The sequence below is a fragment of the Desulfovibrio sp. Fe33 genome (assembly GCF_028532725.1).
Classification (GTDB): Bacteria; Desulfobacterota; Desulfovibrionia; order Desulfovibrionales; family Desulfovibrionaceae; genus Pseudodesulfovibrio.
The window spans coordinates 98,459-116,942 of the sequence record NZ_JAQKGU010000007.1; the positions used below are offsets into that span (position 1 = coordinate 98,459).

The window sequence follows — 18,484 nt, forward strand, 5'->3', positions numbered from 1 at the left end:
GATGCTTGACGACGCAGGACTCCGGGTCATGGAATTGGCGGGAAAGGGGTATTGTTGCAGCCAGATGCTGGTCGTCATGGCTTTGGACGAGATGGACCGAGAGGACCCGGACCTGGTTCGGGCCGCAGGCGGGCTGTGCAACGGGTTGGGGGACTGCTCCGGGCCATGCGGCGTGCTCACCGGCGCGGTTCTCGCGCTCGGCCTGTATGCGGGCAAGGGGACGGACATGGAAGAGCCGGTCGACGTGCTGCCGGTGATGCTTGAAACCCTGCGCGACTGGTTTATCGAGCGGACGCGCGAATACGGCGGAATCACCTGCGGGGCGATTCTTGAGGGCGGCTGCGGCAGCCCTCATCCGACTCGCTGCGGCGGTTTGGTGGCCGAGGCCAACGCAAAAGTGCGCGAGATTCTTGTCGAGAACGGGCTGGACCCGGCCGAGGGGCGCGAGCTGTAGTGAGCCGAAGCCCGAGAAGCGTTTGCCCGGTTTGCCTGCGGCCCATCCCGGCCGTGCATGAGACCGTCGGCGACGAGACGTTCCTGGTCAAGTCCTGCCCCGAACACGGGGAGTTCCGCGTGGTGGTCTGGCGCGGCGAGCCTTCCTTTTCCGGGTGGGCGCGGCCCAAGGTCCCGTCGAGCCCCCGGACGCCCTTTACCTCCGTGGAGCGAGGCTGTCCGTTGGACTGCGGGCTGTGTGACGCTCATCGTCAGCATACCTGCACCGCGCTTTTGGAAGTCACCTGGCGGTGCGATCTGGGCTGCCCGGTCTGTTTCGCTTCATCCGGCAGGCAGGCCCCGTCCGATCCGTCCCTGGCCGAGCTTGGCCGCCTGTTTGATCGGGTCGAGTTGGCCTCGGGGCATTGCAATATCCAGCTTTCCGGCGGCGAGCCGACTGTGCGCGAGGACTTGACCGACATTATCCGGTTGGGCAAGGAGAAGGGGTTTCCGTTCATCCAACTGAATACCAACGGTCTCAGGCTCGCGCACGAACCGGGCTTTGCCGACCGCCTCGCCGAGGCCGGGCTGGATTCGGTTTTTCTGCAATTCGACGGCACGCGGGATGACATTTACGAGACCCTGCGGGGCCGCTCCTTGTTCAACACCAAGCTCAAGGCCCTGGACGCGCTGGCCGCTGCGGGGGTGGGCGTTATCCTGGTGCCCACGTTGGTGCCGGGAGTCAACGATGACGACTTGGGCGACATTTTGCGTCTGGCCGTGGAGCGTTCCCCGGCCGTGCGCGGGGTGCATTTCCAGCCGGTCAGCTATTTCGGCCGCTACCCCAAGCGGCCGGACGATGCGGAGCGCATCACACTGCCGGAGATCATGCGCGGCCTCGAAATACAGACCGGCGGGATGCTCAAGGCGGCTGACTTCAGCCCGCCCGGTTGCGAACATGCCTTCTGTTCCTTCCACGCCAACTATGTGGTCACTGAGGAGGGCGGCCTGACTCGCCTTTCTTCGGGCGGGTCGTGCGGCTGCACCCCGCGTCCGGCTTCCGAAGGGGCGGATGCGGCCAAGGCGTTCGTCAAGCGGCAGTGGGCCGCGCCGGACAAGCGGCTCCCCATGGCTTTCGACGGGGCGCAGGCCGGGACAACGTCCGGGGACGGCGAGCCTGCGGACGCCCTGGACGCCTTTATACGGCGGGCGGCCACCCATACGCTGGCCGTGTCGGCCATGGCTTTCCAGGACTGTTGGACCTTGGACCTCGAACGGCTCAAGGGATGCTGTATTCACGAAGTGTCGCCGGATGGGCGGCTTATCCCGTTCTGCGCCTACAATCTGACGTCCATGGACGGCGAGACGCTTTACAGGGGGAAGTGCCATGGATAGCGCCAATCTTGATCGCTGGCTGGCTGGCCGCATGGGGCGGGACACGATTCCGTCGGTACGCGAGTTGCGCGATTGGCAGTTGCGGCGGCTTCGGGATTTGGTGGATCACGCCAAAATCGGCAGTCCGTTTTACGCCCGTCATCTGAACGGAATTCGCGGCGCGGACCTGGATTCCCTTGAAGCTTTTTCCCGGCTGCCCGAGATAGGCCCGAAGGAGTTGCGTTCCGATCCCGATGCGTTGTTGAGCGTATCCCGCGACGACATAGAGAGGGTCGTCACTCTGTCCAGTTCCGGCACGACGGGGGAGCCCAAGCGGATTTTTCATACCGCCGACGATCTTGAGGCCACCACGGATTTCTTCGGTTGGGGCATGTCCAACATGGTCGGGCCTGGAGAAGCCGCGCTTATCCTTTTGCCCGGCGCGCGGCCCGGCGGAGTCGGGCGGTTGCTCGACGAGGCGTTGTCCCGCCACGGTTCGCGGGCCGTATCCCATGGCGAAATGACGGACGCTGATGCGGCCGTGAGCCAGTGCCTTGCCGAGAAGGCCTCTTGTATTGTCGGATCTCCGGCCCATGTGAACCTGTTCGCCCACGCCTGGACGGCGCGCGGTCTTCCGCGCGGGGTGATCCGGTCCGCACTGCTCTGTTGGGATGTGATTCCCGAGGCGGTTTGCTTGAACGTGGCCGAGCGGTTGGGTTGCGGAGTCTTTCGCCATTGGGGCATGATCGAGACCGGTCTGGGGGGCGCCGTGGAGTGCTCGCCCGGCTCGGGAATGCATCTGCGCGAAACCGACGTCTTCCTCGAGATTGTGGACCCGTATACGGGGCGGCTGCTTCCGGACGGCGAATTCGGCGATATGGTCGTGACCACGCCTCTGAAAATGGGGATGCCGCTCATTCGTTACCGCACCGGCGACGTGGGGCGCATTCTGCCCGGAGACTGCGGCTGCGGCAGTCCGCTGCGCAGATTGGACCCTCTGGTCCGGCGCAGGCGCGGGGGCGTGGTGTCCGCGTCCGGTATTTTGTCCCTTTGGGAACTGAATGAGGTTGTGTACGGCACACCGGGCGTGGCGGATTTTGCGGCCTGGTTGGATGGCGGCACCTTGCGGCTCGTGGTGTGCGGCAACGCCTCCTGCGAGGCCGTATCGCAGGCGCTCGGAACCCTGCCTGCCGTGGCCAATGGACTTGCGGCCGGGACGCTTCGGGTGGATATTGAAAACAAAAATGGCGTCGCGCCCGCCGTTCCAGGGCTAGACAAGCGGCGCATAGCGATAGGGAGCTGAGCAATGAAAGCGTTTGTGCGAGAAGTGGCCGGATTGGCGCGGGCCGGAGAGCCCTTTGTCCTGGCCACGGTGGTCGAGAGTTCCGGGTCCACGCCGAGGTCTTCCGGAGCGAAGATGGCCGTGCGCCGTGACGGGTCCATCATAGGCACCGTGGGCGGCGGCCTGGCCGAGGCCCGCGCTTGCCGGTCGGCCAGGGAGATGCTGGCCGGAAGGGTTTTAGACGGCCGGGCGCGGCTGATGTTCGTGGACATGACCCAGGAGCTGGCCGCCGACTCGGATATGATCTGCGGCGGCGGTCTGTCAATGTTTCTCGAAATGGCGTCGCCTGGCGGGGAGTGCGCCCGCGTGTATGCCGAGTTGGACGATATGTTGCGCAAGGGCGATGCCGCGACGCTCGAGACCCGTTTCCAGGGCGGCGAAACACCGCTCGTCATCGGGCATGACATCGTTTCCGGCAGGCCGGAAGGCGAGACGCCTGTCTTCAACCGGGACGGCGATCCCATGGTCCTGGCCGAGCCGTTCATTCCGCCCGCGCCGCTCTATATCTTCGGGGCGGGGCATGTTTCCCGATTCACCGCACGCGTGGCGGCCATGGTGGGCTTTCGCACCGTTGTGCTGGACGATCGTGAGGATTTCGCCAACCGGGAACGATTCCCCGAGGCCGACGAGGTGGTTGTATTGCGGTCCTTTGCCGGATGTTGCGACGTGTTCAGGGAAGACCCCGAGGCGTTCGTGGTCATAGTCACCCGGGGACACCTGCATGACCGCAATGTCCTGGCCGAGGCCCTGCGGACCCAGGCTCGCTATGTGGGGATGATCGGCAGCTCCACCAAGCGTAACAAGATTTACGCGTCCCTGTTGTCGGACGGTTTCGACCAGGCGGATATCGATCGTTGCCACAGTCCCATCGGGCTTCCCATCGGCGGGCAGACGCCGGAGGAAATCGCGGTCAGCATCGTGGGCGAGCTCATCAAGGTCCGGGCGGGAAAGGCATGATGGGCGGTCTCGCTGCAATCATTCCCGCTGCGGGGCTGTCCTCTCGCATGGGCCGTTTCAAGCCGCTCCTTCCCCTTGCCAACGGGACCGTTCTTTCGCGCTGCGTGACGCTTTTCAGGAAATGTGGCGTGGAACGAATCGTGACGGTCACGGGCAAGCGGGCCGACGAGGTGGCGGCCTGCGCCGCGGAAGCCGGGGCCGAGGCGGTTTTCAATCCGTCTTATGAACGGGGCATGTATTCCTCTGTTCTGACCGGCGTGCGTGCTCTGGGAACTGACGTGAGCGCCTTTTTCATGCTCCCGGCGGATATCCCCCTGGTCAGGCCCGAGACCGTGAAACGGCTCATCGACGACTTCGAGCGGTTGCGGCCGTCGGTGTTGTATCCCCGGTTTGCCGGGGAGCGGGGGCATCCTCCTCTCATTTCCGCTGATATCATTCCGGCCATTCTGGCTCATGACGGTTCCGGCGGACTCCGGGCGGTTCTCGACGGCGTCGAAGCGGACGCCCGTCATGTTGATGTGCCGGATTTCGGCGTGGTTCATGATCTGGACCGTCCCGAGGATTACGCGTTGGCCTTGGGCGTGGCGGGAATCGGATATCCCCTTGAGGACGAATGCCGCGAGTTGTTTCGGCTCCATGGGGTCTCCGATCATATCGCCGGGCACTGCCGGGCCGTGTCCAAGGTGGCCGTGGCTCTGTGCTGTCGGCTGAACGATCGGCAGGGGACTCCCCGGCTAGATCCGGGCCTTGTCCTGGGAGCGGCTCTGACTCATGATATCGGCAAGGGGACCAAGCGGCATGAGGCCGCCGGCGCGGAATTGCTGCGCGCCCATGGGTTTCCGGACGCCGCCGAGATCGTGGCCGCTCATTTCGACCTGACCCTCGCCTGGGACGCGCCTGTTAGCGAGAAGGAAGTCGTTTTCCTGGCCGACAAGCTGGTCCGGTGTCACGGACCGGTCCCTCTAGATCAGCGGTACCTGGAGAAGGTGGAAATGTACCGTCACGAAGCGGGCGCGGAAGAGGCCATATTGGGGCGTCTTGAACGCGCCCGGGCGGTCATGGCCCGTCTCGACAGGGAGTTGAATGACTCCTCTGAGCGCATAGCCCTGGAGGCCCTGTCGTGATCGTGCTCCTGCGTCACGGCCGAACGGCGGGCGGCGATGGGGTATGTGTCGGCAGGACACCTCTGCGACTTTCCGCTGAAGGCGAGGCGCAGGCGCGTGCGCTGGCCGAGGAGCTGGGCGCGGTTCCGTTCGCGCGGCTGTATTCCAGCCCCGCTGTTCGGGCGCGGGACACCCTCGGGCCGCTGGCGGAGAGGCTCGGGCTGCCCGTGGAGATATTGCCCGAGATGGACGAGATCGACATGGGCGCGTGGGACGGTTTGGCCTTCGATGATATCCGGAGACGTTTTCCGGAGGAATACGCGGTGCGGGGTAGCCGATTCGGCAGTTTTCGCGCGCCCGGCGGGGAGAGCTTCGAAGACGTGGCCCGTCGGGCCATGAACGTCTTGGAGGGATTGGCCGACGGGAAGCATCCCGTGCTGGTGGCGACTCACGCGGGCGTGATCCGGACTGTGCTTTGCCGCGTGACGGATCATCCTTTGGACGACCTGTTCCGGTTCAAACCTGGACACGCCCGGTGCACGGTGCTGCGCCGGGAAGGAAACGGTTTTGGCCTTGCGGCGGCCGATCTGGAAGCCGGGGCTATACGTGCTTTTTTTTGAGCGGCCTTTCGGGCCGTGGCCTATGTCCGTTTCTGGACGAATTTCGACGTGCTGGAATAGAAGATATTATAGACCAGGGTCAACAGGCAGGCGAAGACCGCCGAGCCGATGCCTATGGCCACGTTGTAGAAGGGGGGCGCGGTCAGCGCGAGCCGGATCAGCAGGGTGGCCAGCGCGAAACCGGAGTTGCGGAAGATAGCGCGGAATTCGGGCAGAAAACGTTGGGCGATGAGCACCAGCATGATGTCGCTGAAGATCAGCACCGTGTAGAAATTCTTGAAGAAGTGGAAGGGATGCTCGCCATTCAGCACGCGCAGGCCGTTCTGGATGCCCATACCCACGAAAATACCCAGCATGACCAGGGCCACCAGTTTCTTGGCGGCCACGAATTTGAACAGCGGTTCCCCTTTCTTGAGGGTTTCGTCCAGGTTGCCGCGCAGGAGCGAGTAAACTCCGAGCAGGCAGAAGATGACCACGGCTCCGCCGCCGTCCGAGATGATGATCCAAAGTTCCTGTTCATGCCCGGTGACCGTGATGGGTTCCGGGAAGTCTGCCAGCGCCTTGAAGGCGCTCCGCATCAGGATCAGCGCGAGGATTTCGAATTGTTTGCCCACGGCCTTGGAAATGGAGCAGGGCAGGGTGAATATGAGGCTGACGACTTCCAGGATCAGGACCAGGGTGAAGGCCAGGTTGATGGCCATGTAGTGGCTGGTGGGAATGATCTCCCCGAAATGACCGGGAATCCATCCCTGCCGCTTCATCTCTATGACGCCCAGGGCGAGAATGAAGACCACCACCAGAAATCCGGCTACGGCCCTCTGGGTGGAGTCCTTCTCCCAGTAATGGTGCAGGGGATCGAAGGCGAAGGTCGCCAAGTCGTATATCTTGTGCATGGGATGCTGCATGTCGCCTCCGCGGATGAACCCGTCAGTCGTGCGCCGTCAGGGACGCGGGTGCTGAATTATCAGGAGCGGCAGCCGATGTAAACAGGATGCATTCCTATTTAACTTAAATTTCAAAAAGCATCTCAAGATCATCGCGGGTCAGGCTCTTCAGGGCCGACTGGCCGGGAATAATGGCTTCCGCAACGTCCTTTTTCTGCTCCTGCAATTTGAGGATGCGCTCTTCCACGGTGTTCTGGCAGATCATCTTGTAGGCGAAGACCTGACGCTTCTGGCCGATACGGTGCGTGCGGTCCGTGGCCTGGTTTTCCACGGCCGGGTTCCACCACGGGTCGTAGTGGATGACGTAGTCCGCGGAGGTCAGGTTCAGGCCGGTGCCGCCCGCCTTCAGCGAAATGAGGAAGATGGGGATGTCCGGGTCCTCGTTGAAGCGGTCCACCTGTTCGAAGCGGTCCTTGGAGGAGCCGTCCAGGTAGGCGAAGGGAATTTCCCTGATTTGCAACCAGTTGCGGATGACATGGAGCATCTGCACGAACTGGGAGAAGACCAGCACCTTGTGGCCGCCTTCGATTATGTCCACCACCAGGTCCTTGAAGGCGTCGAACTTGCCGGAAGGCAGGTTGGTGGACACGCCGGGCATGTCGAGCTTGAGCAGGCGCGGGTGGCAGCATATCTGGCGGAGCTTGAGCAGGGCGTCCAGAATGGACATCTGGCTCTTGGCCATGCCCTTTTCGTCCACGTCCTTGAGCACCTGATCCTTGAGCTTTTTCGCCAGGGCGTTGTAGAGCTCGCGCTGTTCCTCCACCAATTCGCAATAGTGGGTGGTCTCGATCTTGGGCGGCAGGTCCTTGGCCACCTCCGCCTTGGTGCGGCGGAGGATGAACGGTTTGACCCTGGTGCGCAGGTATTCCAGCGTTTCCTCGTCGCCGTCCTTGATGGGCTTGACGATGCCGCGCTGGAAGGAGTGCTGGGAGCCGAGGAAACCGGGCATGAGAAATTCGAACAGGGACCAGAGCTCGAACAGGTTGTTTTCGATGGGCGTGCCCGACAGGCAGACGCGCAGGCCCGCGTCGAGCTTACGCACGGAACGGGCGGTGATGGTGTTCGGGTTCTTGATGTTCTGGGCTTCGTCCAGAATGACGCTGGCGTATTCGTATTTCAGCAACTCGTCCAGGTCCCGCCTAAGCAGGGCGTAGGTGGTGATGACCAGGTTGGAATCCTTGATGTGCTGGAAGAGGCCTTCGCGCTTGGCGCCGTAAATGGTCAGCCGTTTCAGGCCGGGCACGAACTTTTGCGCTTCGCGCTCCCAGTTGGGCAAAACCGAGGTGGGAACGATGATGAGGTTCGGCCCATCCACGCCGTTGTCCACCAGGGACTGGATGTAGGACAGGGTCTGGATGGTTTTGCCCAGTCCCATTTCATCGGCCAGGATGCCGCCGAAGCCGTATTCGCGCAGGAAGTTCAGATAGCTGAGACCCTGGACCTGATAGGGACGCAGGGTGGCCTGCAATTCCTTGGGCTGCGGGATTATTCTTATTTGTTCAAAATTATTGATCTTTTCACGCAGCTTTACGAAAAATTCGTCGGTCTGGGCCTGGGGCAGGTCTTCCAGGATCTTTTCGAGCACCGGGGCCTCGAACTGGTTGAACTGCTGTTTGGGGGCCTTCTCGGGGTCATAGCCCAGCGCCTTGAGCTTGTGGGCGAGTTTCTTCAGCCAAGACTCGGGCAGGCTGGTGTAGGAGCCGTCCTTGAGCTGGACGTACCGCTTGCCCTTGGTCCACGCCTCCCAAATAACCTCGATGGGAACGCGCTGTTCATCGTACTGCACGGCGAGTTCGAGGTTGAACCACTTGTCTTCCTCGTCGCTCTCCACTTCGGCCACGACCTGCGGTTGCGTGGTGCGGACCTTGTAGCGGGTCAGGTTCTGTTCGCCGTAAACCCGGTAGGCCTCCACAAGCTGGGGATAGTGGTCGAGCAGGAAGTTAATGGCTTCCTCCTGTTCCATGAACCAGATGTGGTTGTTCCTGGGTTGGAAATTCATGTCCTGCAACTCGCTCAAGAGACGGGCTTCCTCGTCCTGGGCACGGCGGATGAGATAGGACTTGCCTCCCTCGTGGTAGGAGCCGGTTTGCAGGTCCGGGTTGGGGCCGGGCATGATGAATTCGCCGTGCTCGTTGGAGTAGATGTTCTGAATCTTGAGCACGAGCAGGGAGCCTTCCTCGTCCAGGTAAAGCTTGGGATCGTAGTCGGCGTCCTGGAAGATGGGGCCGACGCGTTCGAGGAAGTCCTCCTGGCCGTAGAGGTCGCTGACGGGAATCTGGGTCCAGACGCGGTCGAGGAATTCGGACACGTCTGCATGGGGCACGATGGGCTTTTGCTCCACCATGGCCTGGACCAGCTTGGGCTCCAGCCCGGTCTGCACCGGATAGAAGGAATTCTTGTAGTAGACCCAGAGCGGCAGGCGGCCGTAAAAATATATTTCTTCCTCATCGGTGATGGGGAAGGGCATCTTGTCCTCGCGGGCGAGCAGAATCTCGAAGTTCAGGCCGTCCTCGCTCAGGGTGGGGGAGAGCTTGAGCTGCATGGTCTTGGATTCGATGGTAACCGGCTGATCGGTTTCGCGCAGATAGAGATAATACTCGTTCTTGATCGCCCTGAAGAACCAGGAGTGCAGACCCGCCGGAATTTCCACCTTGTGCCCCCAATAGTCGAGGTAGTGGCCGATTTGTTCGGCCACGCCGGGGAGGGCGGGAGAAGTGTCGCACCAGTCGGAGTTCTCTACGATCTGGGCCAGAGTGACTTCGTTTTGCACCTGGGAGATGCCGGATTTGTTCTGGCGGGCGCGGAAGAAGGCAACCTGGAGGCGGCCGAGTTCCGGATAGATGCGGTATATAAGGTAATGACGCCCGGCTTCGGGTTCGAGCTCGGTGGCGAAAAAGGGACGGAAGGTCTGTCGCCAGTCCGTGCGCGGCGTGGGCATCTCTCCGCCGGATTCGGTGTCCAGGGATTTGAGCAATTTGACCGCCGTGGCCGCCACGTGACGGCAGACCCCGGAAAAGGAGTCGGGACAATTGCAATAGAAATTGATGGTCCTGTCGGAGAGGTTCAAGCCGATTTCAGACGTATAGTTCTGGAAATCGTCCCCGTGCACCTGACCATCAATGTCCCAGTACTGTTCCCGTTTTTTGAGGTCCAGTTTGGCGACGCCGTTATCGGCCACGATTCCATGGGCGCTCTCCAAAATATAATCGGGTACGCTGTCGCCAATGAAATCCTGCAATATGGATTTGACTATCTGTTCTTCACCGCTGCTCATCGAAAATCTCGTGGAATCATCATCTGAATAAATTTGAACAGGACTTCTTACATATAACCCTGCTAATGGGCAAGCTGGATTTGTTCCCCCCTATGTCCATGTGGACTCTTGGCTTTTTGAACACGTTGGTCCATACTGGAAACATCAGCCACGCTCGCATAATTGTATGGGCCAACCAAAGTGCTTTTGCAAGGGAAAATGAGACTCGCGAAACTGATTGCCGCCCTTCTTTGTTTGTTATTCGCCGTCGGGTGTTCCGACGGAGGCCCTGCCACGCCCGTTCCTCCCGTGAATCCCACAGAGATTCCTTCCGTGCCCGAGGGCGGCGGCACGTTGGTGGAACCCATGCTCGGCGAGCCGAGCAACCTGATATCCATTCTGGCCACGGACTCCGCCTCGCACACAATCGCGGGGCAGGTGTATGTCAGCCTGCTTAAATACGACAAGGACATCAATCTGGTGCCCTATGCGGCCGAGTCTTATGAGGTTCTTGACGGCGGCAGGCGTCTCCGCTTCAAGCTGCGCGAGGACATTTACTGGACCGATGGGGTCCAACTGACCGCCGACGACGTGGAGTTCACCTACCGCTTGACCATCGATCCCAAGACGCCTACGGCCTATGCGGGCAATTTCAAGTTGGTCAAGGAGTTCCGCAAGACAGGGAAGTTCTCCTTCGAGGCGACCTACGAGCAACCTTTCGCCAAGGCGTTGGTCTCGTGGGCCACGGATATCCTGCCGAAGCATGTCCTCGAAGGGGAGAACCTGCTGGACACGAAGTACAGCCGCCAACCCGTCGGGGCGGGGCCGTATATGCTCAAGGAGTGGACCGCGGGCAGCCAGATCGTGCTTGAGGCCAACCCGACCTTCTTCGAAGGCAAGCCGTACATCGATTATCTCGTCTATCGCGTCATCCCGGACATGGGCACGCAGTTCCTGGAACTCAAGGCGGGCAATCTCGACACCATGGGGCTGGATTCTCTCCAATATCTCTATCAAACATCGGGGCCTGGCTGGGACGGCAGCTTCCGCAAGTTCAGCTTCCTTTCCTTCGGCTACACGTTCCTCGGCTTCAATTTCAAGCACCCGTTTTTCCAGGATGTGCGTGTGCGGCGGGCCATCGACTACGCCATTGACCGGCGGGAGCTCATCAAGGGAGTGCTCTACGGCATGGGCGAGGCGGCCAACGGGCCGTACAAGCCCGGCACCTGGCAGTACGACGATAACGTCAGGCCTCGTCCTTTCGACCCGGACAAGGCCAGGGCCCTGCTGGCCGAGGCAGGTTGGACGGATTCCGACGGCGACGGCTGGCTGGACAAGGACGGCAAGCGGTTCGCCTTTTCCATCATCACCAACCAGGGCAATTCCCTGCGGATCAAGACCGGGGTCATTCTCCAGCAGCGGCTCAAGGACGTCGGCATCCAGGTTTCCCTGCGCACGGTGGAGTGGGCGGCGTTCATCAAGGAGTTCGTTGACAAGGGCCGTTTCGACGCTATTATTTTGGGATGGAATATTCTACAGGACCCCGACATCTATAACGTGTGGCATTCCTCGATGGCCGTGGACGGGGGGCTCAATTTCACGCGCTACATCAATCCGGAGCTGGACGAGCTTCTCGAGCGCGGACGGCATCTGGTGCGGCAGGAGGAGCGCAAGCCCATCTACGACCGGGTGCAGGAAATCCTGCACGACGACGTTCCCTATTGTTTCCTCTACGTTCCCATGTCCCTGCCCATAGTCCAGGCCAGGATACAGAATATCGAGGCGGCCCCGGCCGGTATATCCTATAATTCCGAGAAGTGGTGGATACCACGCAGTCTGCAACACCAGCCGTAAGGCGGACGTACATACATGATTCGCATTAACGAAATCACCGACAAGGTGGCCTCATATATCAAGGACCCCGATCTGGATTTGATCCAGCGGGCCTACGTTTTTTCCGCACAAGCGCATGACGGCGTGGTGCGGCGATCCGGCGAGCCGTATATCTCCCATCCCATGAATGTCGCCTATCTTCTGGCCGACATGCAGCTCGATGAGGCTTCCGTGGCCGCCGGTCTCCTGCACGACACAGTGGAGGACACGGACACCACGGTCGATGAGATCGAGGAACTTTTCGGCTCGGATGTGGCCGACATCGTGGACGGCGTGACCAAGATCAGCCGCATGGAATTCGAGTCCAAGGCCGTGCAGCAGGCCGAGAACATCCGCAAGCTCATTCTGGCCATGGCCGAGGATATCCGCGTGCTCATGGTCAAGCTGGCCGACAGGCTGCACAACATGCGTACCCTGGAGTTCATGAAGCCGGTCAAGCAGCGGCTCATCGCCCGGGAGACCCAGGACATCTATGCGCCGCTGGCCAACCGGCTGGGCCTGCACAGGGTCAAGACCGAGCTTGAGGACCTTTGTCTGCGCTATCTGCGCCCCGACGTCTACGCCCAGCTTTCCGATGCCGTGCACGAGCACCGGGCCGCGGGCGAGCCGTATATCGACAAGGTTATCGACCTTATCAACGACATGCTCCGGAAGAACAAGATTCAGGGGCGGGTCTTCGGCCGGACCAAGCACCTGCATTCCATCCAGATCAAGATGGAGCAGCAGGGGCTGACCTTCGACGAAATTTACGACCTTATCGCCTTCCGGGTTATCGTTACCTCTTTGAAGGACTGCTACGCCGTGCTGGGCCTGATCCACGCGGCCTGGCGGCCCGTGCCGGGACGGTTCAAGGACTATATCTCCATCCCGAAGGCGAACATGTACCAGTCTCTCCACTCCACGGTCATGGGGCCGGACGGGGAGCGTATCGAGATTCAGATCCGCACCGAGGAGATGCATAAGATCGCCGAATACGGCGTGGCCGCCCACTGGCAGTATAAGGAAGTGGGCAAAGGGGTCAAAAAGGGCAAGACCACCGGTCGGCGCGACGCCGAGCGGTACACCTGGCTCAAGCAGATCATGGATTGGCAGCGCGAGCTTTCCGATCCCCGCGAATTCATGTCCTCGTTGCGGCTGGAGATGTTCCAGGACGAGGTCTACGTGTTTACGCCCAACGGCGACATCAAGGAACTGCCCGATGGGGCCACGCCCGTCGACTTCGCCTATTTCATTCACTCCGAAGTGGGTGACAAGTGTGCCGGAGCCAAGGTCAACGGCCGCATCGTGCCCTTGCAGTACCGTTTGCAGAACGGTGATTCGGTGGAGATCATCACCGACAAGAACCGCGTGCCCAGCCGCGACTGGCTGAAATTCGTCAAGACCGCCAAGGCGCGGACCCGGATCAAGCATTACATCCGTACCGTCGAGAAGGAACGCGCCATCAACCTGGCCAAGGAGATGCTTGAGAAGGAAGGGCGTCGGGTCGGCATCAATATTCAGAAGGCCATCAAGGACGGCGAGCTCATCAAGCTGGCCGGGGAGTTCAACTGCGGCAGCGTGGACGAGTTGCTGACCCAGGTGGGCTTCTCGCGTTTTACCCCGCGCAAGGTCATCAAACGACTATATGCGGCCCTGCATGGCGAGACCCTGGACGAGCGCAAGCTCAAGGAAAAGGTTGCCCCGGAACCCGAGGAAGAGCCGGTCGTCGCTTCCGGCGTGGAAATCGGCAAGAAGCCCAAGGCCGACGGATTGCAGATTTCCGGTGTGGACAATGTCCTCGTGCGCTTCGCCAGTTGCTGCAACCCCCTGCCTGGCGAGCCCATCATCGGCTACATCACCCGGGGCCGTGGCGTGACGGTGCACCGCATCGACTGTCCGAACGTCGGCAATTTCGAGGACGAGCGTCTGCTTCAGGTCAGTTGGGAGGGCGTGGAGGAGAAGCCGTATCCGGCAAAGGTCAAGATCAAGTGCCTGAACAAGCCCGGTATGCTTGGCCGCATCTGCACCATGCTCGCGGATATGGACGTCAACATCGATTCCGGCAATTTCGAATCCAAGGTGGACGGCACCTCGATGCTCAACTTCACCGTCGAGGTCAAGAGCCTGGACCAGCTCTATGCGGCCCTGGCCGAAGTCAAGAAACTCAAGGCCGTCAAGGAAGCCATCCGCGTTTCCTGACGCCCGCGCTGCAACGACCGCAAAGAAAAGGCCCGCCTGAAAGCGGGCCTTTTTCATTTAAGGGCGCTGTTATCCGGCACAAGCTCGTGCTCATGCAACGTGAGCTGCGCCAAGATCCTTACTACGTAGGCGCTGAACGTGACCTGCTCTTGATGCATATCTGCGAGTTGCTCATCGACCGTCACTTCGCCGAAGGCTATGGCGAGCGTTGTTTCAAGCGCCACGAGAAGAAGTGGGGCAAGATGCGCGATTTCTGGGAACCGTTCTACTGCTACGAACCCGGCGACGTTGAGTCGGATCGCGGCCGTTGGGGCACGGATTGGCCAAAAGCTACCAGCCTGAAGCTGGAAGAAAAGGCTCGGGAAGAGATGCGTGCTTGCTTCGCCCATAAGCGTATGCTCACGGATCAGGACATCCAATACTTGTTCAAGCTGCTGAGCAAGCACTACCGGCGCTGGTAGACAAAGAGAAAGGGACGGTCTTTTGGGCCGTCCCTTTCTCGGTTGACTATCCTATTTTTCTGGACTCCAGATTTCGTAGATGCGTTTTCGTTGATTGAATGCTTCTTCGCCACCCTCCATAATATCCACGACATCCTGCTGCTGGGTCGGGCAATCGATACTACCAGAAGACAGGGAAATTTTGTTGTCTGAATATTTGCAGGCTATTATTTGCTCAGCATCGCCTAATACCGGGAAATTCGCATTATGTGTCGCGAAAATGAATTGAGTGCTCGGCTTCAGTTTTCTTATCAGCTTGATGACATCTTCATATATGGTCTGGTTATCCAGGTCGTCTTCTGGCTGATCAATAATTATCACATCATTCTCTTGCTGGCTCAACACGAACAGAATGAGCGCAGACGCCCTTTGTCCAAGAGAGTGATGACGTAATTCCTTATCCCGATATTTTATCCTAAAGAGGTTCGGCACCTGCCAGACGAGCATTTCCTTGTAGTGTAGGGCGAAGTATTCCTCAAAGGTTTGGGCAGATGTGCCTTGCTTGGCAAGAACATCAGCCAAGTTTCTCCGCATAGCCCCAAAATCAGGGTATTCCTGCACCAGGGCTTCAAGGGTTGTTTTCCTAATTTTACTCCCTTTGAAAAATCCAACCATGGCCTCCAGGTAAGCCTTTTTGTCTTCCTTGAATTCCGAGTCAATCTGAAGGGCGGTATGATTTTGGTTAACCTTTTCAAGCTCGCTTTGAATAATCACGAATTCTTCACGCCAAAGCTCGTTCAGGTCTGCTAGAGATTGATGTAACTCATCCTCAAGCTGCTCTTTTTTCTTCGCCTTCTTCCCGATCTCAGCCAGGGCTTTGTCGGCTTCTGTGACGGTAGTGGTTAGCGTCAAGAACTCATCTGGGCTGATGGCTACCGCTCCATCCTGCTTCAATTCTTCAGCCAGAGACCGCTCAATTTTTGCGAACTCTTCCTTGAGGGATTCTTTTGTCCGGTCAAACTCTGAGATTTTTGTTTTAAGCTCCTCCAAGACCTCCTTGCCGGTAGCAAGTTCCTTCTTGATTTGGGCAAAGGATGTGAGCAATTTAGAATAACTACTTAGGATATTTTCGAAAAGTTGTTTGTTCTCCTGAGACTCATATCCCAACTTTTCCTTGAGCTCGTCGTCGAACACATCAATGAAATTCTCCAACTCATCAAGATAGTGTTTCGCAATCCTCTGGAGATCTGCGCAAGCGGTAGAGTCTTTGTCAAACTCGGTCTGCTTACTCATCTTGGCTTCAACGCCGTGTTTTTTATAAAATTTCAGCTTGAAAATCGCATTTTGCTTTTTGGCCTCTATAGTCTCCCTATCATCTGCTCCCTGCGAAAGGCGGTGTAGGTTGTCAAGAGCTGCCCCAACCACCATTTCCTGTCGTTTGATATTTGCCCTGACATCAACCAGCTTTTCGCCAACAAGCTTCTCAACCAGATCCTTCTCAAAGCCTTCACCGGCACTGGAAAGATCTTTTTGTCCAAAGTATATTGGCTTGTTTAAAACCGTCTCTCGAATAGAGATGCCCCGCTGTACGTTACCGTCAACGTAAACATCTGGAGCCCCTTTGAGAATTCGGACTACTTGGTAGAGCTGCCCACGTTGGTCTTTGGCCGTAATGACGACTCTCCCTCCGCTACCCAAAATGTGTTCGACAAGCTTTTCGCGGTATGGCCTATCTATCGCATCAGGCCCGAGAGGGATATCAAGAGTGTATCGAATTGCTTCAATGATGGACGACTTACCGCTGCCACGAATTCCAATAAGGGTGTTCAGCTCTGGGGAGAAGTAAACAGTCTTTCCGTCAAGAGCCCCACCTTCGAATCCTACACTAATGATGTGAGAACATTCGTGTCCAACTGGTTCGGTGGCCAGTCTATGTTCATGGTCCAAGAGCGCGTATTTCACCGCTTCAAATGTGAAATCACCGACCTTAAGGTAACTCTTTTTCCCATTCCCAACACCATCCAACCCTTTACAGTCAGATCCTTCAACCTCAGCCGGATATGCTTCGCCAAGCCAGTCTTGTGCCTTGGTACGGCACTTCTTGTCAGTGACATTATGAGTTCTGACTTTCTGAAACCCCAAGGCCCTTCGCCTGAAGGCTTCGTGCTTTCCAAGTTCCTGAAGACGGCCACCGTCAAGTTCATTCCAAAGTCCACTCTTTTGCTCTACATGAGCGAATATTATGAAAAAATCTCGATTATATTCTTCAAGTTTCTGGATGGTCTGAAGGAGACTTTGGGAGCTTCTGCCATTCTCGCGTTGATATTCTTCCTTAGCCTTCCCCGAGAAGGTCGCAGCAAGAAAATTGTTGATATAGTCGTTTCCATTTTCAAGCCATTTGTCGCTGAACACCACCAAAGTGTGGATACCGTTGGCTCCATCATTTACGGAGAGTTCAACGCCAGGAAGAAGGAAGACACCTTCACGCTTTGCCTTCTGGCGAAGTGTCTTGAATTCCTCGTGTTCGAATTTGTTATGATTAGTTATGACGCCGATAGATATACCTGCGTCCTTAAGAGCCTGGACGTAATCGTGAAAGAAGTGCTGCGGCTCGTTTGGATACGTGAACTCTTTGTCGGCATTAGTGTGAAGGTGGAAATCCGCTCTCAGCCAAACGCTGCCGTTGTCAAAAATGCCCATTGCAAGATCCTTGGTAGAGAATGAATAAAATTAATGTCTTCCGAACTATCAAGGGTTAAGCAATCATGCAACGTGTATTACATTATAGATACGATAATTTCTCATATCCAATGAGAAAAGCCAGCAACTGATGCCGATAAGGGGATGCAATTGCTGGCTTTGTGCATTTCCTACATAATGCCGTTTAAGGGGGGACTGCTTATCTGATGGTTTGAATTATGAATGAAAACCGCTGGATCGGGGTAATGCGCTTGGTCTCGCAGCGGTCGTTCCGGTGAAAGCCGTGACCGTAGTTGTGGCGGTGCGTCTTGTGGGGACGGAAGTGCGGATACTTCCGGTGTTCGGGCCGGTTGCTCATGGCGTGCAAGGGGGGATTGCCCGGCCGGGGGGCGTGACGGAATTCCTGATGTCCCCGCCGCTCCTGGGAGTACGCGCGTCCCTGCTTGTGTTGCATGGCTTGGTGTCCCTGTTGCCGGGAGTATTGGGGTCCGGAGTTGCGGTGGCTGCCGGGATCGGCCGAAGCCGAAGTGGCTAAGACGAGGGAACAAAGGGCCAAGGTGATGAGGATCAATCGTCGCATAATGTCTCCAGTGTTGGGGTTGTGATGACCAAGTTATGGCAAAGGATGTGCCACATATAATTCATTGAATTCAAAGGATATAATTACGTACGCTTTCGCCAGATGCGCAGTCTTTGCGCACGATTGCGCCCTGTTGGGACGCTTCCGGCGCGGTTGTTTTCCCGTTTGGGCATGAGAAAGGCCCGCACGGGGCGGGCCTTCGGGGGAGGGGATGGCGGCTTAACTAGTCGGCGTGGCACTGCTTACAGGATATCGGCACCGGCTTTCCGTCGCGCTTCTTCACGATCTTGTGGCAGCCCAGGCAACTCTTGTCGGTATTCTTGGCGTGGAAAGCCGAGTAAAAGGCGGTCGCTTCCTTCTTGCCGGGCTGGTCGTGGCAACCAGATGCGCTGCATCCCTTGATTTCCGACTTGCCGTCCCACGTGTGATGGCAGGTGGCGCATTCCATATCCGCCTTCACATGGCGGCCGTGGGGAAAGTCCACCAGACTCTTGGTGGCTTCCATGCCTGTGGGCGGACCGAGCTTGATATCGCCGGGAGCCGACGGAGCGGCCCAGGCCGAGACGGCCAGGCCAAAGGTGAAAAGGGCCATAAGGGTGATGACGATGCGTCGCATGATGCCTCCAGGGTTTTATTGGTTGTCGATTAAGACATGGCAAGGCGTGTGC

General features: G+C 58.5%; 14 protein-coding genes. 9 read left to right on the plus strand and 5 right to left on the minus strand.

Translation table 11 applies throughout. The features are described from left to right. The first annotated feature begins 1 nt into the window (after position 1). Genes PSN43_RS10650 through PSN43_RS10675 form a run of 6 tightly spaced genes read left to right on the plus strand, consistent with a single transcriptional unit; the run spans position 2 to position 5,828 of the window. The gene (locus tag PSN43_RS10650) at positions 2-454 is read left to right on the plus strand and encodes a DVU_1555 family C-GCAxxG-C-C protein (RefSeq protein ID WP_272700705.1); all 453 of its coding nucleotides are present in this window, start codon (positions 2-4) and stop codon (positions 452-454) included. Next, the gene (gene trsS, locus PSN43_RS10655; protein WP_272700706.1) at positions 454-1,827 is read left to right on the plus strand and encodes a radical SAM (seleno)protein TrsS; all 1,374 of its coding nucleotides are present in this window, start codon (positions 454-456) and stop codon (positions 1,825-1,827) included. Before PSN43_RS10650 ends, trsS begins: the two co-directional genes overlap by 1 nt. Continuing rightward, positions 1,820-3,109, plus strand: coding sequence for a DVU_1553 family AMP-dependent CoA ligase (locus PSN43_RS10660; RefSeq protein ID WP_272700707.1), 1,290 nt, complete (start codon positions 1,820-1,822; stop codon positions 3,107-3,109). The genes trsS and PSN43_RS10660 overlap by 8 nt, the downstream gene beginning before the upstream one ends. A gap of 3 nt (positions 3,110-3,112) precedes the next feature. Continuing rightward, positions 3,113-4,105 (plus strand): XdhC family protein, encoded by a 993-nt coding sequence (locus tag PSN43_RS10665; protein WP_272700708.1) that lies wholly within the window; start codon positions 3,113-3,115, stop codon positions 4,103-4,105. Next, positions 4,105-5,229 carry a DVU_1551 family NTP transferase gene (locus PSN43_RS10670; protein ID WP_272700777.1) on the plus strand — a complete coding sequence of 375 codons (1,125 nt, stop codon included), beginning with the start codon at positions 4,105-4,107 and terminating at the stop codon, positions 5,227-5,229. The genes PSN43_RS10665 and PSN43_RS10670 overlap by 1 nt, the downstream gene beginning before the upstream one ends. Further along, positions 5,226-5,828, plus strand: coding sequence for a histidine phosphatase family protein (locus PSN43_RS10675; protein ID WP_272700709.1), 603 nt, complete (start codon positions 5,226-5,228; stop codon positions 5,826-5,828). Before PSN43_RS10670 ends, PSN43_RS10675 begins: the two co-directional genes overlap by 4 nt. A 20-nt stretch (positions 5,829-5,848) precedes the next feature. On the opposite strand, the gene PSN43_RS10680 is transcribed toward PSN43_RS10675, so the two are convergent. Then, positions 5,849-6,733, minus strand: a complete 885-nt coding sequence (locus tag PSN43_RS10680; RefSeq protein ID WP_272700710.1) for a hypothetical protein — start codon at positions 6,731-6,733, stop codon at positions 5,849-5,851. Positions 6,734-6,836: 103 nt separating this feature from the next. Further along, positions 6,837-10,046, minus strand: coding sequence for a DEAD/DEAH box helicase (locus PSN43_RS10685; protein WP_272700711.1), 3,210 nt, complete (start codon positions 10,044-10,046; stop codon positions 6,837-6,839). Positions 10,047-10,244: 198 nt separating this feature from the next. On the opposite strand from PSN43_RS10685, the gene PSN43_RS10690 reads away from it, so the two are divergent. The 3 genes from PSN43_RS10690 (at position 10,245) to PSN43_RS10700 (ending at position 14,557) form a co-directional block, all read left to right on the plus strand. Beyond that, positions 10,245-11,879, plus strand: a complete 1,635-nt coding sequence (locus tag PSN43_RS10690; protein WP_272700712.1) for a peptide-binding protein — start codon at positions 10,245-10,247, stop codon at positions 11,877-11,879. A 15-nt stretch (positions 11,880-11,894) separates the two neighbouring features. Beyond that, positions 11,895-14,096: a RelA/SpoT family protein gene (locus PSN43_RS10695; protein ID WP_272700713.1), complete on the plus strand. Its 2,202-nt coding sequence runs from the start codon at positions 11,895-11,897 to the stop codon at positions 14,094-14,096. 92 nt (positions 14,097-14,188) lie between these two features. Further along, complete coding sequence (locus PSN43_RS10700) at positions 14,189-14,557, plus strand: hypothetical protein (protein ID WP_272700714.1); 369 nt, start codon at positions 14,189-14,191, stop codon at positions 14,555-14,557. Between the two features lie 51 nt (positions 14,558-14,608). On the opposite strand, the gene PSN43_RS10705 is transcribed toward PSN43_RS10700, so the two are convergent. From PSN43_RS10705 to PSN43_RS10715, 3 genes are all read right to left on the minus strand, one after another. Continuing rightward, positions 14,609-17,236: a TrlF family AAA-like ATPase gene (locus PSN43_RS10705; RefSeq protein ID WP_272700715.1), complete on the minus strand. Its 2,628-nt coding sequence runs from the start codon at positions 17,234-17,236 to the stop codon at positions 14,609-14,611. Positions 17,237-17,435: 199 nt separating this feature from the next. Continuing rightward, positions 17,436-17,816, minus strand: a complete 381-nt coding sequence (locus tag PSN43_RS10710; protein ID WP_272700716.1) for a hypothetical protein — start codon at positions 17,814-17,816, stop codon at positions 17,436-17,438. Between the two features lie 223 nt (positions 17,817-18,039). Then, on the minus strand, positions 18,040-18,432 hold the full coding sequence (locus tag PSN43_RS10715; RefSeq protein WP_272700717.1) for a cytochrome c3 family protein: 393 nt from the start codon (positions 18,430-18,432) through the stop codon (positions 18,040-18,042). Between the last annotated feature and the right edge of the window lie 52 nt (positions 18,433-18,484).